Source organism: Streptomyces caniscabiei (genome assembly GCF_014930365.1).
Classification (GTDB): domain Bacteria; phylum Actinomycetota; class Actinomycetes; order Streptomycetales; family Streptomycetaceae; genus Streptomyces; species Streptomyces caniscabiei.
The window spans coordinates 337,412-364,160 of record NZ_JABXWI010000008.1 but is presented as its reverse complement, the minus strand read 5'-3'; the positions used below and the strand labels follow the sequence as shown (position 1 = coordinate 364,160).

The window sequence follows — 26,749 nt, the reverse complement described above, 5'->3', positions numbered from 1 at the left end:
GGGCGTAACCGCCGTCAGGCATCCGCGGATCGGTGCGGCACGGGGTGGCTCGACGGCGACGGGGCCTGCCAGCGGCTCCAGGCGGGGAGGGGCTCACGGGCCTCGTGCCAGGCCGGGGGTACGTCGGCCGTGCCCGTGCGGGAGGCGACGACGCCGCCCGCGATGGCGCAGGTGGTGTCGCGGTCGCCCCACCCGGCGACGGTCTGCCACAGGGCCTCGGTCAGGTCGTCCAGGTGACCGGCGGCGGACCACAGGGCGAACGGGACCGTGTCCGGGGCCGAGATGAGGGTCCCCGAGCCCAGTACGGACGCGGCGTGGCGGACCGACGTACGGTCCGGGAAGGCCGCGGCCACCAGCAGCCGGGCGCGGACGTCGCTGTCCGGTACATGGTCGGCGACCTCCCGCAGGAACTCCGCGCGCGGCGGGGCGTCCGGACCCTCGGCGGCTGCCGCCAGCGCCGCCGCGACCGCGACGGCGACGGCGCCCGCGACGGCCTCGGGGTGGGCGTGCGTGGTCAGCGCGGACAGCCGGGCCTGCTCGCGGGCGGCGGGCAGGTCGTCGCGGAACCAGGCGCCGAGGGGGGCGACCCGCATCGCGGCCCCGTTGCCGTGGGAGCCCTGGCCGCCGAACCGTGCCGTGGTGACGTCCCGCCAGTCGCCGCCCTCGTGGATGCCCCGGAGCACACTGTGCATCGACGGCCCGTAACCGCGCGCGGGGTCCCGGTCGTACTCGGCGGCGAACTCCGCCGCGAGGGCGTCCGGGCGGACCTCGCCGTGGGTCGTCAGGTGCGCGAACAGCACGAAGGCCATGGCGGAGTCGTCCGTCCACGGCCACGGCCGGGGGCGGGGCTCGCGCGCGGCCCACAGCGCCTCGGCGTCCTCGTCGGAGCGCGTGAACCAGCTGTCGCCGAAGGCGTCACCCATCACCAGGCCGTCGAGGCCTGCGCGGGCGTGGTCGGGGCCGGTCATCGGGATGCTCCTCGGGACGTCGGGGTGGCCAGAGCATTGTCGTCGGCGGGCGTCGGGCTCGCGAGTGTGTTTCCGCCGCGTCGCGGGCGACATGGCCGACCGGGCGGGACGGCTCCCTTGATTTGGCAGGTACTGCACAACAAAGCTTGCCGGGCCCCTGCTCGACGACCCTGAGTGGAGTCCCCGCCGTGCCCCGCCTGATACCGGACACCCGGCCGCAACGCGTGCTCGCGGCCTCCAACTTCGTCTACACCATCGGCAACGGTCTCTATCTGACCGCCGGAGTGCTGTACTTCACGCAGGCGGTGCGCCTTCCGGCGGACCGGGTGGGGCTCGGTCTCGGGCTGGCGGGTCTGATGGCGCTGGCCCTGGGTGTGACGGTCGGTCATCTGGCGGACCGGTTCGGAGCGCGCGGTGTCTACGCGGTCACCCTGGTGGTCCAGGCCTCGGCCACGGCCGCCTTCGTCCTGGCGGACAGCTTCTGGCCGTTCGTGTGCGCGGTCTGCGCGGCGGCGGGGGCGAAGACGGCGGGCACGGCGGCCCGCTCCCCGCTCATCAGGCACTACGGAGGGGACCGGCCGCAGGAGTTCCGTGCCTATCTGCGTGCGGTGACCAACCTGGGCATCTCCCTGGGTGCCGTCCTGGCGGGCTGGGTGGTGCAGGTGGGCACGCTCACCGCCTACCAGCTGATGGTCGTCGGCAACGCGATCGCCTTCGTGTTCTCCGCGGCGGTGCTGGTCCTGCTGCCCCCCGTCGCGCCGCTGCCGGCCGTCGGCGGCCCGCGCTGGACGGCCCTCCGGGACCGCCCCTATCTGCTGCTCACCGCCCTGGACGGCATCATGGCCGTGCAGTTCAAGGTCCTCACCGTGGGCATCCCGCTCTGGCTCGTCGGCGCCACCACCGCCCCGCACTGGCTCATCTCGGGCACCATCCTCACCAGCACGGCCATCGTCATCGCGTTCCAGGTGCGGGCGAGCCGCTCCATCGTCTCCCCGGCGGCCGGCGGTGACGCCTACCGCCGGGCGGGCGCGGCCTTCCTCCTCTCCTGCTCGCTGATCTCGCTGGCGGCGGGCCTACCCGCGTGGGCCGCCGCGACGCTGTTCATCACGGCGGCGGTGATCCACACGATCGGCGAACTGTGGTACTCCGCCGCGGGCTTCGAGGTGTCCTTCGCCCTCGCCCCGCAGCACGCCACCGGCCAGTACCTGGGCGTGTTCGGCCTGGGCGCGGGGCTGGCCGACGCCGTCGGGCCGGCTCTGATCATCTCGCTCTGCATCACCTGGGGCCGCCCCGGGTGGTACGTCGTCGGGGGCCTGTTCGCCGTGACGGGTCTGGCCGCGCCGCCGGCCGTCCGCTGGGCGGAGCGCCGGCGGCGCGCCCGTCGGACGGAGCCCGGCCCCGCGGAGAACGCGCCGACGGCGGGACCCGTGTGAACTCAGCGGGCGACCAGCCGGACGGTGGCGTGCGCCGGGCCGTTCACCGTGATCGAACGCAGCGGTTCCGCCTCCCCGACCGGCTCGACCACGGCGACCCGCTCGGCGAGCGTCTCCAGGAGCATCCGGGTCTGGTGGCGGGCCATGGTGCTGCCGATGCAGACGTGTTCGCCCGCGCCCAGGGCCAGATGGCGGTTGGGCTCCCGGCCGAGGTCGAACCGGTCCGGGTCCGGGAACACCGACTCGTCCCGGTTCGCCGACGGGATCCACAGCACGACCCGGTCGCCGGCGGCGATGCGCCGGCCCCGGAGCACCGTGTCCTCGGTGGCCGTCCGCATGCTGTGCGTGGCACTGCTCGTCCATCGCAGCACCTCCTCCGCGGCGGTCCTGACGAACCCGCCGTCCCGCTCCCGCACCAGTCGCTCCCACTGGCGTGGGTGCGCGGCGAGAGCGAGGATCCCGGCGGCCATCGACAGGCCGGCGTTCTCGGACGCCCCGACGAGGTTCTCGACGCCCAGCAGTATCTCGGTCTCGGTCGACAGCTCGCCGAGCACCTCGTTGTGGACGAACATGCCCATCGCGTCGTCGGCGGGCTCCTCCATCCGCGCGTACATCAGCTCGATGAAGTAGCGCATCAGCGGGAGGTGGGCGGTGAGCGGCTTGCCGTCTCGGAACGCCTCGGTGGTCCAGGTCAGCAGCCGCTCCCGGTCCTGCGGCGGTACGCCGAGCAGGCGGCCGATGTTGTGGCCGGAGAGCCGGGCGCCGATGTCGTGGACGACGTCGCAGGTGCCCGCCTCGACGGCGCGGGCGACCACCGACCGGATCTCGGCGCGCATCTCGCCGGCCAGGGAGCGGGCGCAGCGTTCGCTGAACCGGTCGGCCAGTTGTCCGCGCAGGGCACGGTGCCGGGGCGGGTCGGCGAGGGCCATGGTGAGGCCGCTGCCGGGGTCCTCCCCCAGCTCCGTCGGCCGGAGCAGGACGCCGCGCGCGGAGCTGAAGACGGCCGGGTTCCGGTAGACGTCCCGGATGTCGTCGTGGCGGGTGAGCGACCAGAAGCCCGGCAGGTCGCCCGGTTCGTGCCAGTGGACCGGCGCGTGCCGTCGCATCCAGCGCCACAGCTCGTGCACCTCGCCGGAGGCGTGCAGTTCCGGGTCGACGACACCGGCGAGGTCGGGGGTCACGACGGTCATGGGGCCGCTCCCGTCGCGAGGTCGGAGTTCACGACGGTCATGAGGTGGCTCGCGTCGCGAGGGCGGTGAGGCGGTCGTGGAAGCCGTCGAGCAGTTTCCGCGCGGTGGTCCCGGCGACGGCGTCCCGGCGGTACGACAGCACCACGTCGAGCGCGCCGCCCTCGTCCGGCCACACCTCCAGGTGCAGTTCCAGCGGGAGGGCCGGGTAGGGCCGGCGCAGATGTGTGGAGGCGACACCGGGGAGGTCGAGGCGGGGCGGAGGGTTGTCCTGGAGGGCGAAGAGGGTCTGGAAGACGGGCGGTCGCCCCGGTGTCGTCGTGGCGCCCTCGGCGACGGCGGTGAAGGGGACGGGCCCCCGGCCGAAGGCGCGGTGGACGAGTCTGCCGGTCTCCCGGATGCCGTCCTCGCCGCCGGCCGACGCGGTGCCGCGCAGGCGCACCGGCACCATGTCGATCAGACAGCCAACGGCCCGCTCCAGTTCCGGAAGGGTGCGTTCGGCGACGGGAACGCCCACCGCGAAGTCCCGCTGCCCGCAGATCTCGGCCAGTGTCCCGGCCCAGACCGACAGGAGCACCACGAACCGGCTCGCCCCGAGCGCCGTGCCGCGGGCGTCGAGACCCGCCGTGAGGGCTGCGGGCACGGATCCGTGGAGGTGGTGTGTCCCGCTCTCGCCGGGTGCGGCCGGTTCGGGCCAGCGGAGCTCGGGCACGTCCCGGAACTCCTGCCGTACCCGCGCCGCACGCGCGGCCGGGTCCGTCACGGCGTTCGCCGCCGCCGTCAGCGCCGACCGTTCGGCCGGGGTGGGCGGGGCCGGGCCCGGCTCGCGTCCGGCGTAGGCGTCCGACAGGTCGCGTGCCAGGACGGATTCCGACCGTCCGTCGAAGACGATGTGGTGGACCAGGAGCCCGAAGAGCCAGCCGCCCCGGTCGGTCAGCGGCACGAGCGCGGTGCGCCAGAGGTCGGCGTCCCGTGGTTCGAGGGGCTCGTCGAAGAGTGTCCGCAGCGCGGCGACCGCCTCGTCGACGGTCGGCCGGGCGTCGAGCAGTTCCAGGGGCGGGGCGGAGATGTCGGTGACCTCGGCGTGGGGCCGGGGGTCCGCGCGGAAGGCGGTGCGCAGCGTCTGGTGCCGCTCGTGGACGGCGGCCACGGCCGCCTCCAGTGTGTCCGGGTCGAGCCGGTCGTCCAGGTGCCAGGTCATCAGGCAGTACTGCGAGGGGTCCTGCGGCCGGGTCAGATGACGGGTGAGGAAGACCAGTTCCATCGGGGTGAGGGGGAGCTCGCCGGACGACGGTGGCGCGGCGGCGTCGACGGCCGGCGTCGACCGCAGCCAGGCGGCGAGGCGTTCGGCCGAGGGATGCTCGTACAGGCTCGACAGCGGAACCGGACGTCCGGTGGCCCTGCGGATCCGTGTGCAGGCGCGGGCGGCCTGGAGCGAGGAGCCGCCCAGCTCGAAGAACGGGGTGGGCGGCGGCACGGAACGTCTGCCGAGCACGGTGGCGAACGCCTGGCACACGAGGTGGACGAGCGGGTCGTCGCCGGGGGCGTGGTGGGGTTCGTCCGGTGTCCCGGGCAGGGTCGCCAGCAGGGCCCGGTCGTCCAGCTTGCCGGTGCCGGTCAGCGGGAAGGCGTCCACGACGGCGACGGCCACGGGACGTTGGTGTGCGGGCAGGTGGCGGGCGAGCGCCGCCGACACGTCCGCGACGAGGTCTTCGGATACGTCCGTCGAGGCCTGCGGCGGTGCGGCGTCGGGCCGACGCGGGGTGCAGAAGGCGACCAGTTCGAAGGCGCCGTCGAGTTCGTTCCAGCGGGGGACGACCCGGCAGTCGGCGACGGAGCGGACCAGGCGGACGGTCTGCCGCTCGACCTCGGCCGGTTCGACGCGGTTGCCCCGCACCTTGACCTGCCGGTCGAGCCGCCCGCGGAACTCCACGAGCCCGTTCTCGTCGCGGACCCCCAGGTCTCCGGTGCGGTACAGCCGGACCCGCTCGCCGACGATGTCGACGTACGTGAACTTCTCGGCGGTGAGGGCCGGTTCACCGAGGTAGCCGTCGGCCAGACCGTCGCCCGCGGCACAGATCTCCCCGGGCTCCCCTACGGCGCAGGGGCGGTCGCCGTCGAGGACGAAGACGGAGGTGCCGGGTACCTCCCGCCCGAGCGGGATGCCGCCCGGGCGGGCGCAGTCCGCGACGGTGATGCGGTGGGTGGTGGTGAACACCGTGTTCTCGACCGGGCCGTAGCCGTTGACGAGGGCCGTGCCGGGGAACCGGTCGAGGAAGCGGTGGACATGGCGGGCGGACAGGCGTTCACCGCCGATCATCAGCTGGGACAGGCCGCCCATCGCGGACAGGTCCTCGTCGACGATCAGGTTGAACAGGCTGCTGGTCAGCCACACGGTGTTCACTCCGTGGTCGCCGACCAGCGCGCGGAGGGCCTCGGCCGTCAGGAACAGCTCGTCGATCAGGACGCCTGTTCCGCCGTTGTGCAGCGCGGCCCAGAGTTCGAGGGAGAACGCGTCCCACGGCAGCGCCGCCGCGAGGGGGACGACCGTGTCCCGGCCGAAGCGCGCGAACGTGCCGGGCCGGAAGAGCCGGGCCGTGGCCCGGTGCGGAGTCACCACGCCCTTGGGCCGTCCCGTGGTGCCGGACGTGAAGAACACACAGCACACGTCGGTGTCCCGCACCGGCACGTGGGTGCGGCGGGCGGGGCGGTGCGTCGCGCCGCCGTCGGACGGGTCCCACACGGGTGCGGACAGCGGCGCGACCGTGCCCGGCCGGGCGATCACGAGGGGCGGGCGGAGCTGGTCGACGACGGCGTCGAGGCGGGTGGCCGGCCAGTCGGTGTCGAGCAACGCGTGGGCGGCGCCGCATTTGAGAACGGCGAGCAGAGCGACGACCAGGTCCACGGAGCGCGGCATCAGGATCGGTACGAGATGTCCCCGTCCGACACCGGCGGCGGCGAGCCGGTCGGCTAATCGCTCGGCGCGGGCGTCCAATTCACCGTAGGAGACCTGGATGTCCCCTGCAATGAGGGCTGTTCGCAGCGGCTGAGAGGCCGCCTGTGCGGCGAAGACATCGTGCAGTCCTTCCCCCGGAGATTCCATCGACTGCAACTCGTCGGCTCCCTTCGAATCAGGAGCGTACGACGTTGCCATGTCTGATCGTTTCCTGCCAACCTCCTTCCGACTCCCTTTTCCCAAAAAAGGGTTGAGACCGCCTGCATCATGAATATGATCAAGAGGCGACACGGCACCGGCGCAGCATCTGATGGAATATCCGATTTCCAACGGCATGATGGGGGACGTTGTGACGAGTCGGGATCGTTCCCTGGACATCGCGGTCATCGGTATGGCGGCGCGGTTACCGGGTCCCCGGGGAATGGACGAGTGGTGGGACTCGCAACTCCGGGGCACCGTGCACAGCCGGCGGTACTCGCGCGAGGAGCTGATCGCGGCCGGTGTGCCCGTCGCGCTGACCGACGACCCCGACTACGTGCCCGTACGCGGCCATCTCGACGACTGGGACCGCTTCGACCACGACTTCTTCCGCATACCCCGCCGCGAGGCCGAGCTGATGGACCCCCAGCATCGCTGGATGCTGGAGGTGGGCCACAACGCCCTTGCGGACGCCGGGGTTCCGCCTCGGGACGACACCCTGGTGACCGGTGTCTACGCGTCGATGACGGGCAGCGGCTACATGCGCGCCATGGTCCGTGGCGGCGCCCTCGATCCGGGCCTGCTGGACGACGTGATCCACGGGACCGAGCCGGACTTCATGGCGAGCCGCCTGGCCTACCGCCTAGGTCTGACCGGGCCCGCCTTCGCCGTGCAGACGGCCTGCTCCTCCTCGCTCGTGGCCGTGCACCTGGCCGTGCAGGCGCTGCTCGGCGGTGACTGTGACCAGGCGCTGGTGGTGGGGGCCGGGTTCGGCTACCCCCAGGCGGGCCATCTGCACACACCGGGGGGTGTGCTGTCGGCGACGGGGGTCTGCCGTCCGTTCGACCGGCACGCGGACGGGGTGATCGCCGGGTCGGGCGCGGCCGCCGTGGTGCTGCGCCGGATGCCGGACGTCACCGACGACGATCCCGAGCCGTACGGGGTCGTCCTGGGCAGCGCGATCAACAACGACGGGCACACGAAGGCCGGTTACTACGCGCCCTCCTCGGCGGGGCAGCAGCGGGTCATCGGCGCGGCGCTGGACGCGGCCGGCGTCGACGGCGGCTCCCTCGGCTATCTGGAGGCCCATGGCACGGGCACCCGGATCGGGGACCCGATCGAGTGGACGGCGGCCGGCGCCGCGCTGCGCGAGGGCGGTGCCCGGCCGGGCGGGGTGGCGGTGGGCGCGCTGAAGGCGAGCGTGGGCCACCTCGACGCCGCAGCGGGAGTCGCCGCGCTGATCCGAGCCCTGCTCGTGGTCCGCGGCGGTGTGATCCCGCCCGTCGCGGGGTTCACCGAGCCCAACCCCCTGCTGCAGACCGGGGACTGCCCGCTGTACCTCCCCTCGCGGGCGGTCGCGTGGACCGGCGAGGGCCCGCGACGCGCGGGGGTGAGCGCGTTCGGCATCGGCGGCACCAACGCCCACGTCGTGATCGAACAGGCGCCGCGCCGCGAGCCGGCCCTCCCTGAGACTCCGGCATCGCACGAGACGGCCACGCCCCTCCCCGGGACCCCGCCATCACACGAGACGGCCCTCCCCGCGCCCCCGGCATCGCTCCCGGCGGCCGCCCCCTCCCCCGCGCCGGAGCCGCAGGTGCCGCGCGAGCGGCTGGTGTTGGTGTCGGCTGCCGACGCCGAGGCCCTGGAGCGTGTGGTGGACGGTCTGGCCGTTCATCTCGCGGACCACGATCCGGACCTCGGTGAGGTCTGCGGCACGCTGGACAACGGACGCGCGGCCCTGCGCGAGCGTCTGACCGTCACGGGGCGGACCAGTGCCGAGGTCGCCGAGCGACTCGCCTCCCGCTCCGGGACCTCCCGGGGCACCGTCCCGGTGACGGGCCCCGCCCCGGTGGTCCTGCTCTTCCCCGGCGGCGGCACCCAACGCCCGGGAATGGCCGCGTCCTTCACCGCTCTCCCCGGCTTCGGCCCGGCGCTCGACCGGTGCCTCGCGGCCTTCCCCACGCCGTTGTCCGCGAGGATCCGCCGGGCCGTGTGCGACCCGGACTTCCCCGCCGACGAGCTGAACGGGCCCGCGCTGGCCCAGCCGGCCCTCTTCGCCGTCGGCCACGCGGCGGCGACCGCGCTCATGGAGCTGGGCGTCCGGCCCGCGGCGGTCTGCGGACACAGCTCCGGCGAGATCACCGCCGCCACCGTCGCCGGCGTGCTCGGCCTGGAGGACGCGGCCGCCTTCATCACGGCGCGCGGCCGGGCCATGCAGGACTGCCCGGAGGGCGCGATGGCGGCCATCGGCGCGGACGTGAAGCAGGCGCTCGCCCTCGCCGACGAGTGGGGCCTCGACCTCGACGTGGCCGCGGTCAACGGACCGGACTCCTGTGTACTGGGCGGGCCCGCCGAGCAGGTCGACGAGTATCTGCGGCGCGTCGGCGACACCTGCTTCGTACGCCGTCTGCGCTATTCGCACGCGGGGCACTCCCGTCTGATCGAGCCCGCGCTGCCGGCGCTCGCCCGGGCGATGTCGGGGATCGAACTCCGGCCGACCGCTCTTCCCCTCGCGCTCAACGAGTCGGGCCGGGTCGTCGCGGCCGGTACGGTCCTCCGACCGGACACGTTCGTCACACAGGTCAGACGGTCCGTGCTGTTCGGCGCCGCGCTCGACTCGCTGGCCGAACACCTGCCGGGGGCCCTGGCGGTGGAGATCGGTCCGGGGCGCCCCCTGTCGCCGTCGGCGGAGGCCGCCGGGTTCCCCGTGGTCGCCCTGGACCGCGCCAGGGACTCGCCGGGGTCGACGGCGCTGGCCGGTGTGGGGGCCCTGTGGGCCCTGGGCCAGCCGATCACGACCGACGGGCTGACCGGCGAAGGCCACCGGGCCAGGCTGCCCGGTTATCCGTTCTCGGGGCCGCGCCTGGTGGCCCCGGAAGCACGCGCCTCGCCCGGGGCCCCACCCACCGCCGCGCCGCCGGAAACGCCGACCGGAGCGCCAGGAGCACCGGTCGGAGCGCCTGAACGGACGACGGGGGCGCCCGAACGGACGACAGCTGCTCCGGAATCCGCGCACCCGATGCCTGTCGACGCGACCGAGGGAGTGACCCGGATCTGGGGCGAGCTGCTAGGGCGAAACGATTTTCCGGTGGACGCCGATTTCTTCGCCGAAGGGGGTGACTCCCTGCTGATCACACGGCTCATCCGCAGGGTGAACAACGAGTTCGGGATCCGTGTCCCCGTACGCGAGATGCTGGCCCGCCGGACCCTGAACGGTCATATCGCGGTCGTTCACCGAATCCAGGACGAATCCGACCGCTAATCACGTCCCCGACCACGGGCAGGGCGAACACAATTCGCCCGCCCCCCACACGGATCACCGAATTCCGCTTATTGCACGGGGGAGTTTCTCTGTTGTCGGCATCGCACCACATGAAATCGACCGGCGCACCGCTGCCGGATGTTCCGTTCGTCTCCGCGCACGAAGCGGTGGCCCGTGTGGCCGCCGACCGGCCGACGCGGGTCGCCGTGCGGTGCGGTGACGTCGAGGTCACGTACGGCGAACTGATCCGCTGGGCACGGCAGTTGTCCCACCGACTGGCCGCGGCGGGGGTGCGCCCCGGCGATCGGGTCGCCCACCTCGCCGAACCCTCGGTCACGATGATCGCCTCCGTGCTCGGCATCCTCGGCTCGGGCGCCGCCCACGTACCCGTCGACCCGGCCCAGCCGGACGCCCGTCTCGCCACGATCCTCGACGACGCCCGGGTGAAGGCCGTCGTGGCGACGGCACGCACGGAGCACCGGGCGAGCACCGTCGCCCGGGTGCCCGTCGTGACGGCCACGGACCTCCCGAGCGAGGAGACGTACGAGGACCCCGGGTCCTTCCCCGCGGAGGTCGGTCCGGCGGACCCGGTCTACCTCATCTACACCTCGGGCAGCACCGGCGAGCCCAAGGGCGTCGTCGTCGAGCACCAAAACCTCGCCGCGTCGACCCGGGCGCGTCTCCTGGTCCATCCGGGAAGCCCGACCTTCCTGCTGGTGTCGCCCCTGGCCTTCGACTCGTCGGTCGCCGGGACATGGGGGACGCTCCAGGCGGGCGGCTGCCTGGTCGTCGCGTCCGACGACGAACTGCGCGACCCCGAGCGGCTGGTCGCCCTCGTCCACCGTCACCGGGTGGACAGCGTGCTGTGCGTGCCCGCGCTGTACGGGCTGCTGCTCGACGCCGCCGAACGCACCAGCACCGGTCGCCTGGCCTCCCTCCGCCGGGTGACCGTGGCGGGCGAGGCCCTGCCGCAGTCCCTGGTCGACCGGCACTTCTCGGTCCACTCCCCCGGAGTGGACCTCGTCAACGAGTACGGCCCGACCGAGACGACCGTGTGGGCCACCTACCGCCGCTTCACCGGTGTCGCACCGGTGGGCATCGGCGGACCGATCCCCGGGGCCCGGCTCCACGTCCTCGACGACGAGCTCCGGCCCGTACCCCCGGGCGCGGAAGGCGAGTTGTTCATCGGCGGGCCGGGGGTGGCCCGCGGCTATCTCGGCCGCCCCGACGCCACGGCGGCGGTCTTCCTCGCCGACCCCTTCACCGACGAGCCGGGCGCGCGCATGTACCGCACCGGTGACCTCGTGCGCCGGATGCCGGACCACGGGCTGGACTTCGTCGGCCGCAGGGACGACCAGATCAAGGTCCGGGGCCACCGGGTGGAGCTCGGTGCGGTCGAGACGGCGCTGCGCCTCCTGGACGGCGTCCAGGAGGCGGTCGTCCTGCCCGACGCGCGGGGCACGGGCCTGATCGGCTTCGTCGCCTCCCGGGAGGGCGCGGACCCCGTCGCGCTGCGGCGCGCCCTCGCGGAGACGTTGCCCGCCGTGATGGTGCCCGGCGACCTGCGGGTGCTGCCTGAGCTGCCGCGCAACCTCAACGGCAAACTCGACCGCGCCGCCCTGCGGGCCCTCGCCGCCGAGGCGCTCGCCCCGTCGCCGCCCACCGACCGGGCACCCACCGGACGGGCCCCGGCCGCGCCCGTCCCCGACGACGCGCTCACCGCCCAGGTGACCGCCGCCTGGGCGGAGGTGCTCGGCACGCCCACGGTGCCGTCGGACGTCAACTTCTTCGATCTCGGCGGCCATTCGCTGGCCATGTTCAAGCTCCAGGACGCGCTGGAGCAGCGCTGCGGTCTGCGGCCGTCGATCGTCGCCCTGTTCCAGGAGACCACCGTGAACGCCCAGGTCGCGCTCATCCGCGCCGGTCACGAGCAGGGGGAGGACGCGGCGGCCGGCTCCTCCGCCGAGGCCGCCCGCCGGGCCCGTACGGCGCGGCTCCGACAGCAGCGCGCCCGGAAGGGGGTCCGCCGGTGACCGCCCCGGACACCTCCCGCCGACTCGTGTGCGACACCGCACGGCCGACGGCCCGCGTCCGTCTGGTGTGCTTCCCGCACGCCGGCGGATCGGCCTCCTTCTACCGCGGGTGGGGCGACGCGCTCCCCGACGTGGAGGTGCACGCCGTCCAGTACCCGGGGCGCGCCGACCGGTTCGACGAGGAGCCTCCGGACGACCTCGTCCGGCTCGCCGACGACATCGCCGACGCGCTCGAACCGCTCGAGGACCGGCCCCTCGCCTTCTTCGGGCACAGCCTGGGCGCGCCCATCGCCCTGGAGACGGCACGCGCACTGCAACGACGCGGTGTCCACATCGAGCACCTGTTCGCTTCGGGTTCCCGGGACGCTCCGCTGCCCACCGGTCTCGTCGCCGAGGAGGATCCCGACCGGCTGCTCGACGATCTGGTCCGGATGGGCGGCACCGACGCGGAGATGGCCGCCGACCCCATCTTCCGGGAGGTAGTGCTGCCCTATCTGATCGCGGACGGCCGTATGTTCCACGACTACGTGATGCGTCCCGAGCCGCTGCTCACCTGTCCGGTCACCACCATCGTCGGCGACCGGGACGAGGACGCGGACCGCCGTCCGTGGAGTGCGCTCAGCACATCAGCCGTCCGCGAGGTCGGCGTCGCGGGCCATCACTTCTACCTGATCGCGGACCCGCCGTACCCGGTCCTGCGCAAGACACTGGAGGCTCCTCGGCACGACTCCCGATGAATTGCGGGAGCCATTGCGGCCATTCCGAAAAGGCAAAGATTCGAACATCCGGGCGTGGTAGCGTGCACCGGAGTTGACGGGGAGGAGCATTTGTTGATCGACATCGACATGAGCTCGGTGTTCGCGGAAGTCAATGAATTACGGGGAGAGTTCGGCAGCCGCTCCTCGTTCCATGAGGCGGACACCCAGAAGGAGTTGGCCCGTCGGCTAGAAGGATCCACTCATTTACGGCGGCAGCCGATAGTCCAGGCCTTTCTGGAGGACCTGCGCACCTTCGCTCCCGGCTCCAGACTGCGGGCCACGAAGGAACACATCAACAGCCGCCGGGACAACCACATCTTCTCGTTGTTCGACGCCTCGTACTTTCCGTCCCTGTCCCTCGACTACCTCACGTACGAGATGCTGCCGACCGATCCACACCTGGCGGAGCGGTACGCCAGCCCCACGGCGCCGGTCACGGTGACGGGGCAGTCCGACGGATTCCGGTCGCGCGTGGTGGTGGCGCTCTTCCCGGAGAACCACTTCGACGGGATCCAGGACCCGGACGACCTCATCTTCTACTTCATCGACAAGTTCGTCGAACGCCACAACCGCACCACCCGGAAGATGATCGACGCGGTGATGGCGCGGGAAAGCTTCCCGCTCCTCCAGGGGGCGACGGACCGGCAGGTGCAGCAGGCCTCGTCCTGGTGGGTGCGGCTGCACGAATACCACCACCGGCAGGGCGACATGCCGATCCCCGCCTTCCTGTCGGCGAAGAAGTACAAGCCCCTCGCCGGACTCGAAGAGCTGCGCGTGGACGTCTCAGCCATGCTGGTCCTGCTCGGCGACGCCGCCCTCCCGGCCGAGCAGGCGCGGACCGCGTACGAGTACATCCTCGCCGAGCGTCTGCTGCGCTACGCCGTCGAAGGCATCCCACGGCCCAACTACGACGCCGTCGCCTCCCAGTTGCTCTTCGGGTACCTCAGCGAGCACGACGGCATCCGGGTGGCCGGCGGCAGGATCGAGCTGAGCCCGGACCTCCCCCTCGTGCTGGCCCGGTTCCTCGGCGCGATCCAGGACATCGAGCGCCGGATCCACGAGGAACCCGTCGAGGCGGTCCGCCGGCGGCTGCTGGAGTTCACCAACCGGTACACGGACTACGACCCGGTGGCCCGCGACTACCGCTACATCCCGTTCTTCGCCGAGGTGAAAGAGCGGCTCGGCGTATGACTCCGGCCGCTCGTCGGCCTCTTGAACGACCCTCGTCGTCCTCACACTTCTCTGGAGTGATCGTGACTGCTGCAACCGAGTTCTCCCTCGCCGACCGGACCGAACTCGACGAGCGGGTGGACCAGGAGATCGACCGCGCGGGTCTGCGACGGGCGGACCACGCGTTCTTCGGGGGCGCGCGTGCCGCCGCGACCGTCTCGCCGCGGGCCGCGCTCACCCTCGGGGTGTGGTGGCGGTCGATGACGAAGAGCTTCATGTTCAGCACCATCGCCGGTATGGGCGAGATGGCCCGGGTGTTCTCGGCGCAGGACGCGCCGACGCACGACATCCTCGGCGCCTTCCAGACCGTCTACCGGGTGATCGGCGACGACCTGGACAACGCCGCGCCGGAGTTCCGGGCCGTGGCCCCGCGCGGTCCGGCCGGCATCCACTACGTGTGGTGGGACGACACCATCGTCGCCCCGCTGGCGGCCAGGCTGGGCGCGGAGGAGCTGCGGGCGGCGTCGCGACTGCCCGAGGCGATAGGTGAGTTGCTGGCCAATATGGACCGGCTCGCGCGTTCCCCGCTGGGGGCGGCGATCCAGCTGCGGGTCGTGGAGACCATCGCGCTGGACATCGCCGTGGCCTTCCGGCGGCTGTACGCGAAGGTCTCGGTGGACGGGGAGCGGGTCTTCGCCGAGACCGACCAGTTCGCCTGGATCGACTCCCACATCAAGGCGGAGACGGTGCACGCGGCGCAGGTCAGCGACGACGAGACCGGTATGACGTGGGTGGTCACGGACACGGCGCAGGCCGCCGAGTTCCTCACCCTGGTCAGGGAGTACTCGGAGAACTGGTCCCGGGCCCTCGCGTGCTTCGCCGACTGTCTGAGCGACGCTCCGTCGGTGTCCGCCGGGTCCCCCGGTGCCGCGGACTCCGTCGCGGCGGGTGCCTGAGCCGCGCGGCGCATGGAGATCGTGGACCGCCACGGCCTGGCGCTCGCCCTGATCGCACCCGCGGAACTGGCCGAGGAACCCTGGACCAGGACCGATCAGCCCATCGACGTCGTCCGGCTGCTCAACCCTCCGGCCGGGATCTGGGACGACCTCGCCCGTCGGGGGTTCGTCCGCAAGCCGTCCCTTCTCACCTGGGTGGCCGAGCTGGGCGCCGACGAGGACGGTTTCCTCGCGAGCCTCGACAGTTCGTCACGCAAGTCCGTCCGGCGCGCCCAGCGCCAGGCGGTCGCGGCCGGCCTGCGCGAGACGGTCGAGGACCCGGTGACACCGGGCACCCTCGACCGCTTTCTCACGCTCTACCGGGAACGGGTGGCCGACATGCGCTTCGGCGTCCCGTTCGCACTCGACCACCGCGACGCCGTCCTGCACGGGCCCCGTAAGTTCTTCGGGGTCTTCGCGTACGACGGGGAGGAGCTGGTCGGCGGCTGTCTCGCCCTCGAATGCCCGGCGGTGAACACCCTGGTGCTCCGGTTCTCCGCGGTGAGCGCGGCGTACCGGCGCTCCAGCCTCCCCCGGGTCGTCTACCTCTCCGTCCTGCGGGAGGCGCGCGCCCGGGGCTACGGTCGGGCGACGCTGGGCAACGAACCGAACCTGATGGGGCATCTGACACAGCCGGGGCTGCTCCGCTTCAAGACGGGGCTGGGATTCCGTGCGGTGCCCTCGCACGAGTGCGCCGACCCCCAGCCCTCCGACGAGGCGGACCTCGTGCTGCGGCTGACGGCCCTCAACGATCCGACGCTCATCCTCGGGTACGCCGGGCCGCGCCTCGCGGCGCATCTGATCAGCGAGAAGCCCATGGAGGCGGCCGAGGCCCAGCTCTACACCGCGCCCTTCCTGGACCCGACACCCGTCCAGCACCGGCCGGCGTGCCCGGACTGAACCATCGGCCGCCGCCCGTGTTCCGCGCCACGGGCGGTCCGGCCCCGGACAGTCTGAGCCCAGGACAGCCCGAGCCCCGGTCAGCGCCGGGGCTCAGGCCACGGGCACGGCGGGTGCGGCCATCCGGTCGGGATCGCCGCCGATCAGGGAGTCCCGTACGAGACGGCCGATCTCGTGCGGGCTGCCCAGCTCGACGGCGCTCGCCGTGTCCAGCCGGGTGAGGTGCTCCTCCGTGAGCGTGACGTCGAGCGAGGTGAGGTACTCCTCCAGCTGGTCCACGCCGCGCGGGCCGATCACCGGCACGAACGCGGTCGTCGACCGTGCCGCACGGTCGCGCAGCCAGGCGAGCGCCACCTGCGGCGCCGAGAGTCCCGTCTCGCCGGCCACGGCGAGGACGGTGTTCACGACGCCCTCGATGCGGTCGGTGTCGTTGCGCGGGTGCCGGCGGTTCTGGTCGCTGACCCAGCCGGCCTCCGTACGCCGGTACTTGCCGGTGAGGAGTCCGCCGCCCAGTGGTGACCACAGGGCCGCGCCGAGGCCGAGCGCCTCGGCCATGGGCAGCAGTTCGCGCTCGCCGGTGCGGTTGACCAGGTTGTACTCGGTCTGGATGCCGATGACGGGGGCCCAGCCGCGCAGTTCCGCGATCGTCACGGCCCGTGAGACACGCCAGGCGGGAAAGTTGGAGAGACCGGCGTAGAGGATCTTGCCGCTGCGTACGAGCTGGTCGACGGCGGTGAGGATCTCCTCGGTCGGCGTGAGCGTGTCGGGGAAGTGGGCCCAGTACAGGTCGATGTGGTCGGTCCTCAGACGCCGCAGGCTGGACTCGACCGAACGGATCATGTTCTTGCGGCTGTTGCCGGTGTCGGAGACACCGGGGCGTACGGAGTCGCTGTTGGTGTACTTCGACGACAGGACGAAGTGGTCGCGGTCGGCGGCGAGGAACTCGCCCAGCAGCTTCTCCGACTCACCGAACTGGTAGCAGTCGGCGGTGTCGATGAGGGTGCCGCCGGCCTCGGCGAACCGGTCGAAGACCTTGCGCGCCTCCTCCCGTCCGGCGCCGTCGCCCCGTCGGGCCCACATCAGTCCGGCGGCCTCGGGGTGCGCGCCGACGCCCGTGCCGAAGTTGGCCGTGCCGAGGGCGAACTCCGACACGCGCAGCCCGGTGGTGCGGCCGAAGGTCGTGTAGCGCATGGCTCTCCTGAGTGCTGGCGGGACGGAGCTGAGGGCGGGGAGGCAGGGGAGGGCGGGAAGAGGGAGGGCGTGATGAGAGGGGGTGCCCCGGGGCGGGGTCCGGCGGGTGTGCGTCGGGGCGGGGGCCGGGCGGCCGGGGTTCAGGACGCGGTCCTCGCCTCGACCCAGTCGAAGACGCCGCCGAGCACCTGGCGGTGCTGGTCCCGGCCGAGCATGGAGAGATAGCCCGGGACCGGATTGACCTCCAGGACCACATAGCCGTCCGGGGTGGGGAGGATGTCGAGGCCGGCCAGGGTGATGCCCATGGCGCGGGTGGCCCTGAGCGAGAGCTCGACGAGGTCGTCGGGGGCCTCGAACCGCTCGAAGGTGGCGCCCTCCATGGTCTTGCAGCGCCAGGAGCCCGCCGCCGGCAGCTTGAGCATGTTGATCGGGGTGGCCTCCCCCGCGACCGTGATCCGGTACTCGCCGCCCGACGTCGGGTAGAAGCGCTGGCACACCAGGGTGGGATAGCGGGAGAGCAGTTCCTCGGCGACGGCCTTGTCGGCCGCGAAGTCGGCGACCCGCTCCACGTCCGTGCCGCGGTAGCCGAAGGAGGGCTTGAGGATGACCGCGCCCCACTCCTCGCAGGCCTCCTCGACCTCCGTCAGCGAGGTCGCCGAGCGGGTGGGCGGCACGGGCAGGCCGGCGGCGGCCAGACGCTGGGCCATCAGGAACTTGCTGTATCCCGTCACCCACACGTCCGCCGGGTCGAAGAGCAGCAGACCGGGGACGCTGCTGAGCATCGTCAGCCGCTCCACGCGGTCCTGCCAGTCGTCCCCGTACAGCTTGGCGCGGTTGATGACGGCGTCGAAGGCCTCGGCGGGCTCCCCGCCCAGGGTGAGCGTCACGCCGGACGGCCCGGGGCGATAGGCGAGTTCCTCGAGCGTGAAGAACGACATTTCGTGCCCGCGCTCCCGACCGTACTCCACCAGGCTTATGCCATCGGGATCGATTCCCGAATAGTCCCAGCCGAGCAGGCCTATCTTCACCGTGCCTCCAGTGCTCGCGTGCATTGCCGTGGACAGAGCGGACGCCGTCGCAGCCTCACTCTCCTCGCCGCGATGTGTCAAGTGCTTTATCGACGAGACCCGTTGAACGCGGATCGTCGCAATCGTGGACACTGCACGCTTTTGCACGAACGGTGAGGGCGGCGTGTGTTTGATAAACAGAATCGGATTTCCCCGTTCCACCTACCGCGACCTTCCGTCATCCTCTAGGCTCGGCCACCGGTTTCGTGCTCAGCATCAATCTCGAAGTACGAAGAGCGACGTACGAAGAGCGGGGGCGCTTCAGTGGGTGAATGGGACACGCTGGTTATTCCGGGACCGGAGACGGCCGCGAAATACCGGGCGGCCGGCTGGTGGCGAGAGGAAACGTTTCTGGCCGACTTGGCCGAAGCTGTTCGCACCAGACCCGGGCATCCCGCCGTCATCGCCTACGAGGGCCGGGACCTCACCAGGCTGGTGACCTACGCCGAACTGGCCGACCTGGTCGAACGGTTCGCCGCCGCGCTCACCGAACTCGGGGTCACCGCGGGCGACGTGGTCGCGCTCTATCTGCCGAACCGCTGGATCCTGACCCCTCTGTACCTGGCCTGCCACCGGGTCGGGGCCGTCGCCTGCCCGGTGATCCCCGCGCTCGACGTGCGGGAACTGGCGCAGGTGCTCCAGGAGAGTGCCGCGCGGGTCTGTGTCACCGTCGACCGCTTCAACGACATCGACTACGGTGCCCGGCTCGCCGAGGCCGCTCCCGCGTCCCTCGCCCACCGGGTCGTGGTGGGCGACGCCGCCGCCACGGGCGCGATCGACTTCGACGCGTTCTTCGTCCGCACACCGTGGGAGGACCGGCACGACCTCGGCGCGGTGCGGCCGTCGGCCCCCGACGATCCGGCGCTGCTGCTGTACACCTCCGGCACCACCGGCCGGATGAAGGGGGTCGTGCACAGTCAGAACACCCTGCACGCGGCCGTGCTCGCGGTGTCCGGGCCGCACCGGCTCACCCGTGACGACGTCATCTCCATCCCCAACTTCGCCACCCACATGGCCGGGCTGACCTACGCCTGCTACATGCCCCTGCTGCTGCACGGGACCTGCGTGATGCAGGAGGCCAACCGGGACATGGAGCTGCTGCTCGACATCGTCGCCGCCCACCGGGTCACCTGGGCCTACGCGTCCCCGGCGTACCTCGTGGACCTGCTGGACGCCCAGCGCAAGGAGCCGCGCGACACCTCAAGCGTCGTACAGATCGTGTCCGGCTCCGCCCCCATCGACCCGGGGCTGATCGCCCAGGTCCGCGAGGTCCTCGACATCCCGGTGCGCGCCCTGTGGGGCATGACGGAGAACGGGGCCGTCACCGTGACCCGGGACGACGATCCCGAGGGCTGGGCGGGCCACAGCGACGGCCGGGCGGAACCGTCGACGGAGGTGCGGATCGCCGTCGAGGAGGACGGCGGCTCCGGCCGGCTGCTGGTGCGCGGGGCCTCGCAGTGTCTCGGCTACCTCGGCCGGCGCGAGGTGTACGAGGCGTGCCTGGACGAGGACGGCTGGTTCGACACCAGCGACCTGGCCCGGGACGACGGCCGGGGCGGCATCCGTATCGTCGGCCGCAGTGTCGACCAGATCACCCGGGGCAGCGGCCAGAAGGTCTCCACCCTGGAGGTCGAGGCCGTCCTGACCCGGCACCCGGCGGTCAAGGAGGTCGCGCTCGTCGGCTGCCCCGATCCGCGGATCCCCGGCGGCGAGCTGGTGTGCGCCGTCATCGTGCCGGAGGGCGAGCCGCCGACCCTCGCGACACTGCACCGCCATCTCGCGGACCAGCGGATGGCGCGGGTGCTCTGGCCCGACCGGGTGCAGTTCCTGTGGGAACTGCCCAAGAACTCGCTCGGCAAGGTGCTGCGGCACCCGCTGCGCGAACGTCTCGAGATCGAATACGCCGCCCGCCGATGACGGCGTCCGCGCGGACCGCCGCCGACGCCTCCCGGTTCCCGGAGGAGGACCACGGCGACCGGCGGCGGTCGGTCGCGCTCGCGGTGATCTCCTCGGCGCAGCTGATGTTCCTGCTGGACGCGACCATCGTCAATGTGGCGCTGCCCGACATCCAGCGGTCGTTACGCCTGGACGGCGCGGACCTGGAGTGGGTCGTGGCCTCGTACTCGATCGCCTTCGGCGGCCTGCTGATGCTGGGCGGACGGGCGGGGGACATCCTCGGCAGACGGCGTCTGTTCCTGACCGGCGTGGCGGTCTTCACCGTCGCCTCGCTGCTCGGCGGGTTCGCCACCGAGGCGTGGCTGCTGACCGTCTGCCGTACGGCGCAGGGGGTGGGCGCCGCGGCGGCCTCGCCCGCCGCGCTGTCGCTGATCGCGGTGACCTTCCCCGAGGGGCCGGGACGCAACCGGGCCGTGGGCTGGTACACGGCGGTGGCGACCGCGGGCGGGGGTGTGGGGCTGCTGGCCGGCGGGCTGATCACCGTCTACCTGTCCTGGCGCTGGGTCATGTTCGTCAACGTCCCGCTCGGCGTGGCGATCCTCGCCGTCGGCGCCTCCGTGCTGCGCGAGACGCCCCGCGCCCGGGGCGCGTTCGACGTCCTCGGGGCGGTGACCGGCACCCTCGCGGCGCTGCTGCTGTGCTTCGGACTGATCGACGGCGCCTCGGGCGGCGGCAACTGGGCCTCGCCGGCGGTGCTGGGCGCGCTCGGCACGGCGGCCGTCCTGCTGCCCGTGTTCGTGGTCGTCGAGCGGCGCAGCGCCCAACCCCTGGTCCCCTTACGGCTGTTCGCCGACCGCACCCGGCTGGGCGTCTACGCCGTGACGGCACTCATCAGCACCGCCGTCTTCGGCATCTTCTTCTTCCTCACCCTCTTCCTCCAACAGGTCTGGGACTACAGCCCGCTGCGCACCGCGCTCGTCTACCTCCCGCTGACCTGTCTGCTGATCGTCGGCGCCAAGGCCGGCTCCCCCCTCCTCGCGCTCTTCGGCACCCGCACGGTGGTCGTCGGCGGACTGCTGGTGGCCGGCTGCGGGATCCTGTGGCTCGCGAGGATCGGCGACTCCGGCGGCTACACCACCGGAATGCTCGTGCCGACCGTGCTGACCTACGCGGGGCTGGGTGTGACCGGGGTGCCGCTGACCCTGGCCGCGCTCTCGAAGGTCGCCGACGAGGACTCGGGCGCCGCGTCCGGACTGGTCAACATGGCCCGGCAGATCGGCGGGGCGACCGGTCTCGCCGTACTCGGCGCCGTCGCGTGGTCGTCCGGGGCCGGGACGTCCGCAGAGGCCGGTGCGGGACTGTCCGAGGGCGTCGCCCGGGGCTTCGCCGTGGCGGGCGGTCTCACCCTGCTGGCGCTGTGCGTGGCCGCCCTCACCCTGCCCCGGAAGGGCCGGTGAGCGGCGTGCGCGAGTCGGACGTCGTGATCGTCGGAGGAGGTGTCGCGGGCGCCTCGGCCGGCCACTTCCTGGGCCGGACCGGTCGCCGCGTGACCCTGCTGGAGGCCGAGAGCGCTCCGGGCACGCACGCCACCGGCCGGTCGGCGGCACTCTTCTCCGAGTACTACGGCAACGCCGTCGTACGGGAGTTGACCCGGGCCTCCCTCGCCTTCTACGAGAGCCCCCCGGCGGGGTTCTCGCCCGTCGCCGAGCTGCTGCGGCCGCGCGGTGTCCTCGCCCTCGGAACCCCGGGCACCGGCCGGGAGTTCGACGCCGCGAAGGCCTCCGGTGCGGACGCCCCGCAGCCGGTGATCGAGCTGGACCATGAACAGGCGCTCGCCCTGTGCCCGGCACTGCGGCCCGGCGCCTTCGACCGCGCGCTGTACAAACCGGGTGCCCGCGACATCGACACGGACGCCGTCCTCCAGGGCTTCCTGCGCGGCCTCAAGGCGGCCGGCGGGACCGTCGTGACCGGCGCGCGGGTGCACGCGCTCACCCGGCACCGGGGGCGGTGGCACGCGGCGACGCCGGCCGGGGAGTTCGCCGCGCCGCTCGTGGTCGACGCGGCGGGCGCCTGGGCCGACCAGGTGGCGGAGTCGGCCGGGGTCGCCGCCCAGGGCCTGGTGGCGTACCGCCGTACGGCGGCGCTGGTCTCCCTGCCGACGGACCGAGGCTCGGCCGGTGACATCGCGGGCTGGCCGATGATCGCCGACGTGGCGGACACGTTCTACGCCCGTCCCGAGTCCGGCGGGCTGCTCGTCTCGCCCGCCGACGCCACGCCCGTCCCGCCCGGTGACGCGCGGCCCGACGAACGAGACGTGGCGCTGGCCCTGGACCGGTTCCGGGCGGTGGTGGACCTGCCGGTCCGGCACGTCCGCCGCGCCTGGGCCGGACTGCGCAGCTCGGCCGCCGACGACACCCCCGTGATCGGCCCCGACCCGGCGGCGCCCGGCTTCAGCTGGCTCGCCGGACTGGGCGGTCACGGGATCCAGACAGCCCCCGCGGCGGGCGCCCTGCTCGCCGCGCTCATCGCCGGGAACGAGCCGCCGGCCGGACTCACCGGGGCCGTCGCGGGTACCACCCCCGCCCGCGCCGACTCGTGAACAGCCATCTCTCTGGCGCCCCCACCCACGTCCAGCATCAGCAGAGAGCTCGGAGGATATGTCGGAAACGAACTGGCAGGTCGCCGGCGCGGAGGTCGACCACGGACCGTACCGTCCGGTGGCGACCCTCATCGAGGAACAGGCTGACCGCACCCCGGGCCGCATCGCCCTCGTCCACCGGGGCGAGACCGAGACGGCCCTGACCTACGCGGAGTTCGACGCGCTCGCCAACGGGCTGGCCGCGGAGCTGGCGTCGGCCGGTGTGCGCGAGGGTGACCTCGTCCCGCTGATGATCGGCAACAGTGTCGAACTCCCGCTGTGCATGGTCGCCCTGATGAAACTGGGCGCGGTCTTCGTGCCCTGCGACCCGGCCTGGCCGGAGGAGCGGCTGCGCACCGTCCTTCAGGTGCTCGCTCCCCCGCTGGCCCTGACCTCGGGTTCCCTCGTCCGCACGGACGGGCGGTCCCGGGTCGTCTCCCACCGGGCGATCGTCCCGAGCACCGAGCGCCCGGGACGGCGGCCCGCTCCCGACAGTCCGGTGTACGGCGTCTTCACCTCCGGCACCACGGGCGTACCGAAGTGCGCCGTCAATCTGCACGGAGGTCTGACCAATCGCTTCCGTTTCATGTCCCGCTACTTCGCCGCCACCGGGGACGAGGTGGTACTGCAGAACAGCCGCCACACCTTCGACTCCGCGATCTGGCAGCTGCTGTGGCCGTTGACGACGGGCGGTCGCACGATCGTCCCCGAGCAGGGCGAGTTCCTCGATCTGGAACGGACCGTGGACACCATCGCCCGGTACGGGGTGACCGTCACCGACTTCGTACCGGCGATCCTCGGCATGCTGGTGGCCCTGCTGGAGGCCGAGCCGGCGCACGTCGCCCGGGTCGCCTCGCTGCGCCATCTGGTGGTCGGCGGTGAGGAGATCATCCCGCACGCCGTGCACCGGCTCAGGGAGCTGGTGCCTGGGCTCGGGATCACCAACGGCTACGGGCCGTCCGAGGCGAGCATCGGTATGGTCTTCCACCGCGTCGACGGCACGGAGGGCGACCACATCCCGCTCGGGCGGCCCATCGACAACTGCTACGCCCTCGTCGACGCGGCGGACGCCGACGGCATCGGGGAGATCCTCATCGGGGGTGCCTGTCTGGGTGCCGGGTACGTCGGCGAACCGGAGCTGACCGCCGAGGCGTTCGTCCCCAACACCTCGCCCGGCGTTCCCGGCGAGCGGCTCTACCGCACCGGCGACCTCGGGCGGTTCGACGACGCGGGACTGCTGCGTTTCGTCGGCCGTCGGGACCGGCAGGCGCAGGTGGACGGCGTACGCGTCGAGCTCCGGGAGATCGAGACGACCGCCGAGTCCTGTCCCGGCGTCATCCAGGCCAAGGCTCTGACCCTGCGACGGTCCGGCCGTACCCGTCTGGTGGTCGCGGCGGCGGCCGAGGGGGGCACCACCCCGGCCGCCCTGCGCCGGCATCTGGCGTCCCTGCTGCCGCGCGTCCAGGTGCCGCGGCACTGCTTCGTCCTCCAGGCGCTCCCGCTGACCGACAACGGCAAGGTGGACCTGCGGGCGCTGCGGACGATCGTCGAGGAGAAACTCGGGCCCGGCACGGCGACGGGTGCCGGCACCGGCGACGATGCCGCGCTCACCCGTGCCGGGCATGCCGCCGGGCTGACCCGTGCCGAGCGTCTCGCCGAGGTCATGGGCGCGGTGCTCGACCGGCCCGGGTTCGGTGTCCGGGACGACTTCCTCGACCACGGCGGGGACTCCCTGACCGCGCTGACCGCGGTCCTGCGCATCCGGGAGACGCTCGGTGTGCGCGTCGGTATCTCCGACCTTCACGCGCACCGCACTCCGGCGGCCCTCGCCACGGCCGTGCCCGGCGACGGGGACGCGGTCATGCCCGCCGAGGACGTGGCCGCGCTGATGGAGCGCGACGCCGAACTGCCGGACGATCTGGCCGCACTGGCCCGCGCGGCGGCCGGCGCCCGTCCGGCCCCGCCACCGCGCACCGTGCTGGTGACGGGGGCCACCGGATTCGTCGGCGCGCGGGCCGTCCACCGGCTGCTGACGGCCACCGGGGCCCGGGTGGTGTGCGTGGTGCGGGCCCGGGACGACGCACACGCCCGGCACCGGCTTCGGGAGGCCCTGACCGCGCAGGGGCTGTGGGACGAGTCCCTGGCCGGGCGGCTCGACGCGCGACGCGGCGACCTCGCCCGGGACCGGTTCGGCTGGACGCGCGAGACCTGGGAGGCGTACGCCGCCCGGTGCGACGCAGTCCTGCACATCGGCGCGCTCGTCAACTTCCTGCTGGACTACCGGGCCCACCGTCCCGCCAATGTGGACGGCACGACGGAGGTGCTGCGGTTCGCGCTGTCCGGCCGGACCAAGGCGCTGCACCATGTGTCGACCCTCGGTGTGCTCGACCGGGAGGCGTCCGGTGCGCGGGAGTGTGCGCGGGACCGTCTCGGCGAGGACTTCGATCCCGCGCGGGCGGCGACGCCCACCAGCGGCTACAGCCGATCCAAGTGGGTCGCCGAGCGGCTGGTGCTCGCGGCCCGGCGGCTCGGCGCGCCGGTCACCCTCTACCGGCTCGGCGAGATCATGCCGGCCGCCGACAACGGCGTACCGAACCCCAAGGCGCTCACCCATCTGCTGCTGTCGGCGTTCCATCGGCTGGGGCTGCGGCCCGACGTACCGATGCGGTCGGACTACACGCCCGTGGACGAGGCGGCCGCGCGGCTGGTCGCCGGGCTCGCGGAGCCGGCCGAGGGCGCGGTGCACCATGTGTTCCGGGACGGCGGCGCGGACTTCGCCTCGCTCGCCCTCACCGAAGTCGAACGGGCCGTTCCTGTACCGGAGTTCATGGCGGCGCTGCGAGCCGCCGCGGCCGAGGACGCGGGCTCGGCGGCGGCCGTGCTGGACGCCGTGCTGACCCTGCTGCCGGCGTCGGGGCCCGACGGCGTCCCGGACTTCCGGCGGCTGCTGACCGACAACCCCCGCCTGTTCACCCGTGCGTCGTGCACGGCGCTCGACGCCCGGCACGGCCTCCGGGAGAGGCCGCTGGAAGCGGCCGTCGCGGCCTACCGCACCACCCTCACCCAGTGATTCGAGAGGACGACATGCACCAGCGCACCATGGGCCGGCTCGGCTGGCGGATCAGCGAGATCGGCTACGGCATGTGGGGCATCGGCGGCGGCCCCGGCGGCTTCACCGGCTGGGACTACGACATGGCGCCCCACTGTCTGGACCTGGCGGTGGAGGAGGGCTGCACCTTCTTCGACACCGCCTGGGTCTACGGCCGGGGCGTCAGCGAGCGCATGCTCGGCGCCCTGCTGCGCCGGCACCCCGACCGTCGCCTGTACGTCGCCACCAAGGTCCCGCCGCTCAACCGCGAGTGGCCGCCCCGCCCGCAGGACACCCTCGACGACGTCTTCCCGCCCGACCACGTCCGCGAGTACGTCCACCGCAGTCTGGAGAACCTCGGCACCGACCGCATCGACCTGCTCCAGTTCCATGTCTGGGAGGACCGTTGGAGCGAGGACGAGCGCTGGCAGCGGGTGATCTCCGACCTCAAGGCCGAGGGGGTCGTCGAGGGCTTCGGCATCAGCGTCAACCGCTGGGAGCCGGCCAACTGCCTGCGCGCGATCGACACCGGGCTCGTCGATGTCGTCCAGGTCATCTACAACATCTTCGACCAGGCCCCGGAGGACGAGCTGTTCGAACGGGCGCTGCGCGACGACATCGGCATCATCGCCCGCGTCCCCTTCGACGAGGGCGGCCTCACCGGCCGGCTGACCCGGGACACGACGTTCCCCGAGGAGGACTGGCGCGCCGTCTACTTCGGCCCGGAGAACCTCGGCCCGACCGTCGAACGCGCCGAACTCCTGAAGAAGGTCCTCCCCGAGGGCGTCACGCTGCCCGAACTCGCGCTCCGCTTCATCCTGCACCACCCCGCCGTGAGCACGGTCATCCCCGGTATGCGCACACCCGAGCACACGCGCGCCAACCTCGCCGTCTCCGGCGCTCCGCCGCTCGACCCGGCCCTGCTGGCGGAGTTGCGCGCGCACCGCTGGGACCGGCGCCCGACGGCATGGTCGATGTGACCGGGACCCCGCCCCCGCGCCGGGCCCCC

General features: G+C 72.8%; 17 protein-coding genes. 12 read left to right on the top strand and 5 right to left on the bottom strand.

Features of this window, described 5'->3' with window-relative positions:
* Positions 1-14: 14 nt before the first annotated feature.
* Positions 15-968, bottom strand: a complete 954-nt coding sequence (locus HW837_RS23795) for an ADP-ribosylglycohydrolase family protein (protein WP_193380240.1) — start codon at positions 966-968, stop codon at positions 15-17.
* Positions 969-1,156: 188 nt separating this feature from the next.
* Between HW837_RS23795 and HW837_RS23790 the strand changes: the two genes are divergently transcribed.
* Positions 1,157-2,401 carry an MFS transporter gene (locus HW837_RS23790; protein ID WP_045555505.1) on the top strand — a complete coding sequence of 415 codons (1,245 nt, stop codon included), beginning with the start codon at positions 1,157-1,159 and terminating at the stop codon, positions 2,399-2,401.
* 2 nt (positions 2,402-2,403) lie between these two features.
* Here HW837_RS23790 and HW837_RS23785 read toward each other — a convergent pair whose 3' ends face one another.
* Together HW837_RS23785 and HW837_RS23780 are read right to left on the bottom strand one after the other, a co-directional pair.
* Positions 2,404-3,591, bottom strand: a complete 1,188-nt coding sequence (locus HW837_RS23785; protein ID WP_045555506.1) for a cytochrome P450 — start codon at positions 3,589-3,591, stop codon at positions 2,404-2,406.
* 37 nt (positions 3,592-3,628) lie between these two features.
* Positions 3,629-6,742 (bottom strand): non-ribosomal peptide synthetase, encoded by a 3,114-nt coding sequence (locus tag HW837_RS23780; RefSeq protein WP_196789156.1) that lies wholly within the window; start codon positions 6,740-6,742, stop codon positions 3,629-3,631.
* Between the two features lie 151 nt (positions 6,743-6,893).
* Here HW837_RS23780 and HW837_RS23775 point away from each other — a divergent pair, with 151 nt between their 5' ends.
* From HW837_RS23775 to HW837_RS23750, 6 genes are all read left to right on the top strand, one after another.
* Positions 6,894-10,004 carry a type I polyketide synthase gene (locus tag HW837_RS23775; protein ID WP_234442407.1) on the top strand — a complete coding sequence of 1,037 codons (3,111 nt, stop codon included), beginning with the start codon at positions 6,894-6,896 and terminating at the stop codon, positions 10,002-10,004.
* Between the two features lie 110 nt (positions 10,005-10,114).
* Positions 10,115-12,037 (top strand): non-ribosomal peptide synthetase, encoded by a 1,923-nt coding sequence (locus HW837_RS23770; RefSeq protein WP_193380239.1) that lies wholly within the window; start codon positions 10,115-10,117, stop codon positions 12,035-12,037.
* Positions 12,034-12,774 carry a thioesterase II family protein gene (locus HW837_RS23765; protein WP_045555509.1) on the top strand — a complete coding sequence of 247 codons (741 nt, stop codon included), beginning with the start codon at positions 12,034-12,036 and terminating at the stop codon, positions 12,772-12,774. Before HW837_RS23770 ends, HW837_RS23765 begins: the two co-directional genes overlap by 4 nt.
* A gap of 93 nt (positions 12,775-12,867) precedes the next feature.
* Positions 12,868-13,986: a DUF6421 family protein gene (locus tag HW837_RS23760; RefSeq protein WP_234442408.1), complete on the top strand. Its 1,119-nt coding sequence runs from the start codon at positions 12,868-12,870 to the stop codon at positions 13,984-13,986.
* A gap of 62 nt (positions 13,987-14,048) precedes the next feature.
* On the top strand, positions 14,049-14,921 hold the full coding sequence (locus tag HW837_RS23755) for a DUF6202 family protein (protein ID WP_143110688.1): 873 nt from the start codon (positions 14,049-14,051) through the stop codon (positions 14,919-14,921).
* Between the two features lie 12 nt (positions 14,922-14,933).
* A complete protein-coding gene (locus HW837_RS23750; RefSeq protein WP_052682811.1) occupies positions 14,934-15,860 on the top strand; it encodes a GNAT family N-acetyltransferase in 927 nt (308 codons plus the stop codon).
* Positions 15,861-15,953: 93 nt separating this feature from the next.
* On the opposite strand, the gene HW837_RS23745 is transcribed toward HW837_RS23750, so the two are convergent.
* Both HW837_RS23745 and HW837_RS23740 read right to left on the bottom strand, forming a co-directional pair.
* Positions 15,954-17,051 carry an aldo/keto reductase gene (locus HW837_RS23745; protein ID WP_045555511.1) on the bottom strand — a complete coding sequence of 366 codons (1,098 nt, stop codon included), beginning with the start codon at positions 17,049-17,051 and terminating at the stop codon, positions 15,954-15,956.
* A gap of 140 nt (positions 17,052-17,191) precedes the next feature.
* The gene (locus HW837_RS23740) at positions 17,192-17,989 is read right to left on the bottom strand and encodes an ATP-grasp domain-containing protein (RefSeq protein WP_193380238.1); all 798 of its coding nucleotides are present in this window, start codon (positions 17,987-17,989) and stop codon (positions 17,192-17,194) included.
* A 489-nt stretch (positions 17,990-18,478) separates the two neighbouring features.
* On the opposite strand from HW837_RS23740, the gene HW837_RS23735 reads away from it, so the two are divergent.
* From HW837_RS23735 to HW837_RS23715, 5 genes are read left to right on the top strand one after another with little or no spacing between them, the layout of a single operon-like run.
* Positions 18,479-20,035 (top strand): AMP-binding protein, encoded by a 1,557-nt coding sequence (locus HW837_RS23735; protein ID WP_052682812.1) that lies wholly within the window; start codon positions 18,479-18,481, stop codon positions 20,033-20,035.
* The gene (locus HW837_RS23730; RefSeq protein ID WP_045555514.1) at positions 20,032-21,471 is read left to right on the top strand and encodes an MFS transporter; all 1,440 of its coding nucleotides are present in this window, start codon (positions 20,032-20,034) and stop codon (positions 21,469-21,471) included. The genes HW837_RS23735 and HW837_RS23730 overlap by 4 nt, the downstream gene beginning before the upstream one ends.
* Complete coding sequence (locus HW837_RS23725; protein ID WP_193380237.1) at positions 21,468-22,613, top strand: NAD(P)/FAD-dependent oxidoreductase; 1,146 nt, start codon at positions 21,468-21,470, stop codon at positions 22,611-22,613. Before HW837_RS23730 ends, HW837_RS23725 begins: the two co-directional genes overlap by 4 nt.
* Before the next feature lie 58 nt (positions 22,614-22,671).
* On the top strand, positions 22,672-25,722 hold the full coding sequence (locus HW837_RS23720) for a non-ribosomal peptide synthetase (protein ID WP_193380236.1): 3,051 nt from the start codon (positions 22,672-22,674) through the stop codon (positions 25,720-25,722).
* Positions 25,719-26,720 carry an aldo/keto reductase gene (locus HW837_RS23715; protein ID WP_319686900.1) on the top strand — a complete coding sequence of 334 codons (1,002 nt, stop codon included), beginning with the start codon at positions 25,719-25,721 and terminating at the stop codon, positions 26,718-26,720. Before HW837_RS23720 ends, HW837_RS23715 begins: the two co-directional genes overlap by 4 nt.
* Positions 26,721-26,749 lie beyond the last annotated feature (29 nt).

Bases quoted from the DNA above. Each gene is read 5' to 3' on its own strand.
- HW837_RS23795 (WP_193380240.1), bottom strand. From the start codon at position 968: ATGACCGGCCCCGACCACGCCCGCGCAGGCCTCGACGGCCTGGTGATG.
- HW837_RS23785 (WP_045555506.1), bottom strand. From the start codon at position 3,591: ATGACCGTCGTGACCCCCGACCTCGCCGGTGTCGTCGACCCGGAACTG.
- HW837_RS23780 (WP_196789156.1), bottom strand. From the start codon at position 6,742: ATGGCAACGTCGTACGCTCCTGATTCGAAGGGAGCCGACGAGTTGCAG.
- HW837_RS23770 (WP_193380239.1), top strand. From the start codon at position 10,115: ATGAAATCGACCGGCGCACCGCTGCCGGATGTTCCGTTCGTCTCCGCG.
- HW837_RS23750 (WP_052682811.1), top strand. From the start codon at position 14,934: ATGGAGATCGTGGACCGCCACGGCCTGGCGCTCGCCCTGATCGCACCC.
- HW837_RS23745 (WP_045555511.1), bottom strand. From the start codon at position 17,051: ATGCGCTACACGACCTTCGGCCGCACCACCGGGCTGCGCGTGTCGGAG.
- HW837_RS23740 (WP_193380238.1), bottom strand. From the start codon at position 17,989: ATGTCGTTCTTCACGCTCGAGGAACTCGCCTATCGCCCCGGGCCGTCC.
- HW837_RS23730 (WP_045555514.1), top strand. From the start codon at position 20,032: ATGACGGCGTCCGCGCGGACCGCCGCCGACGCCTCCCGGTTCCCGGAG.
- HW837_RS23720 (WP_193380236.1), top strand. From the start codon at position 22,672: ATGTCGGAAACGAACTGGCAGGTCGCCGGCGCGGAGGTCGACCACGGA.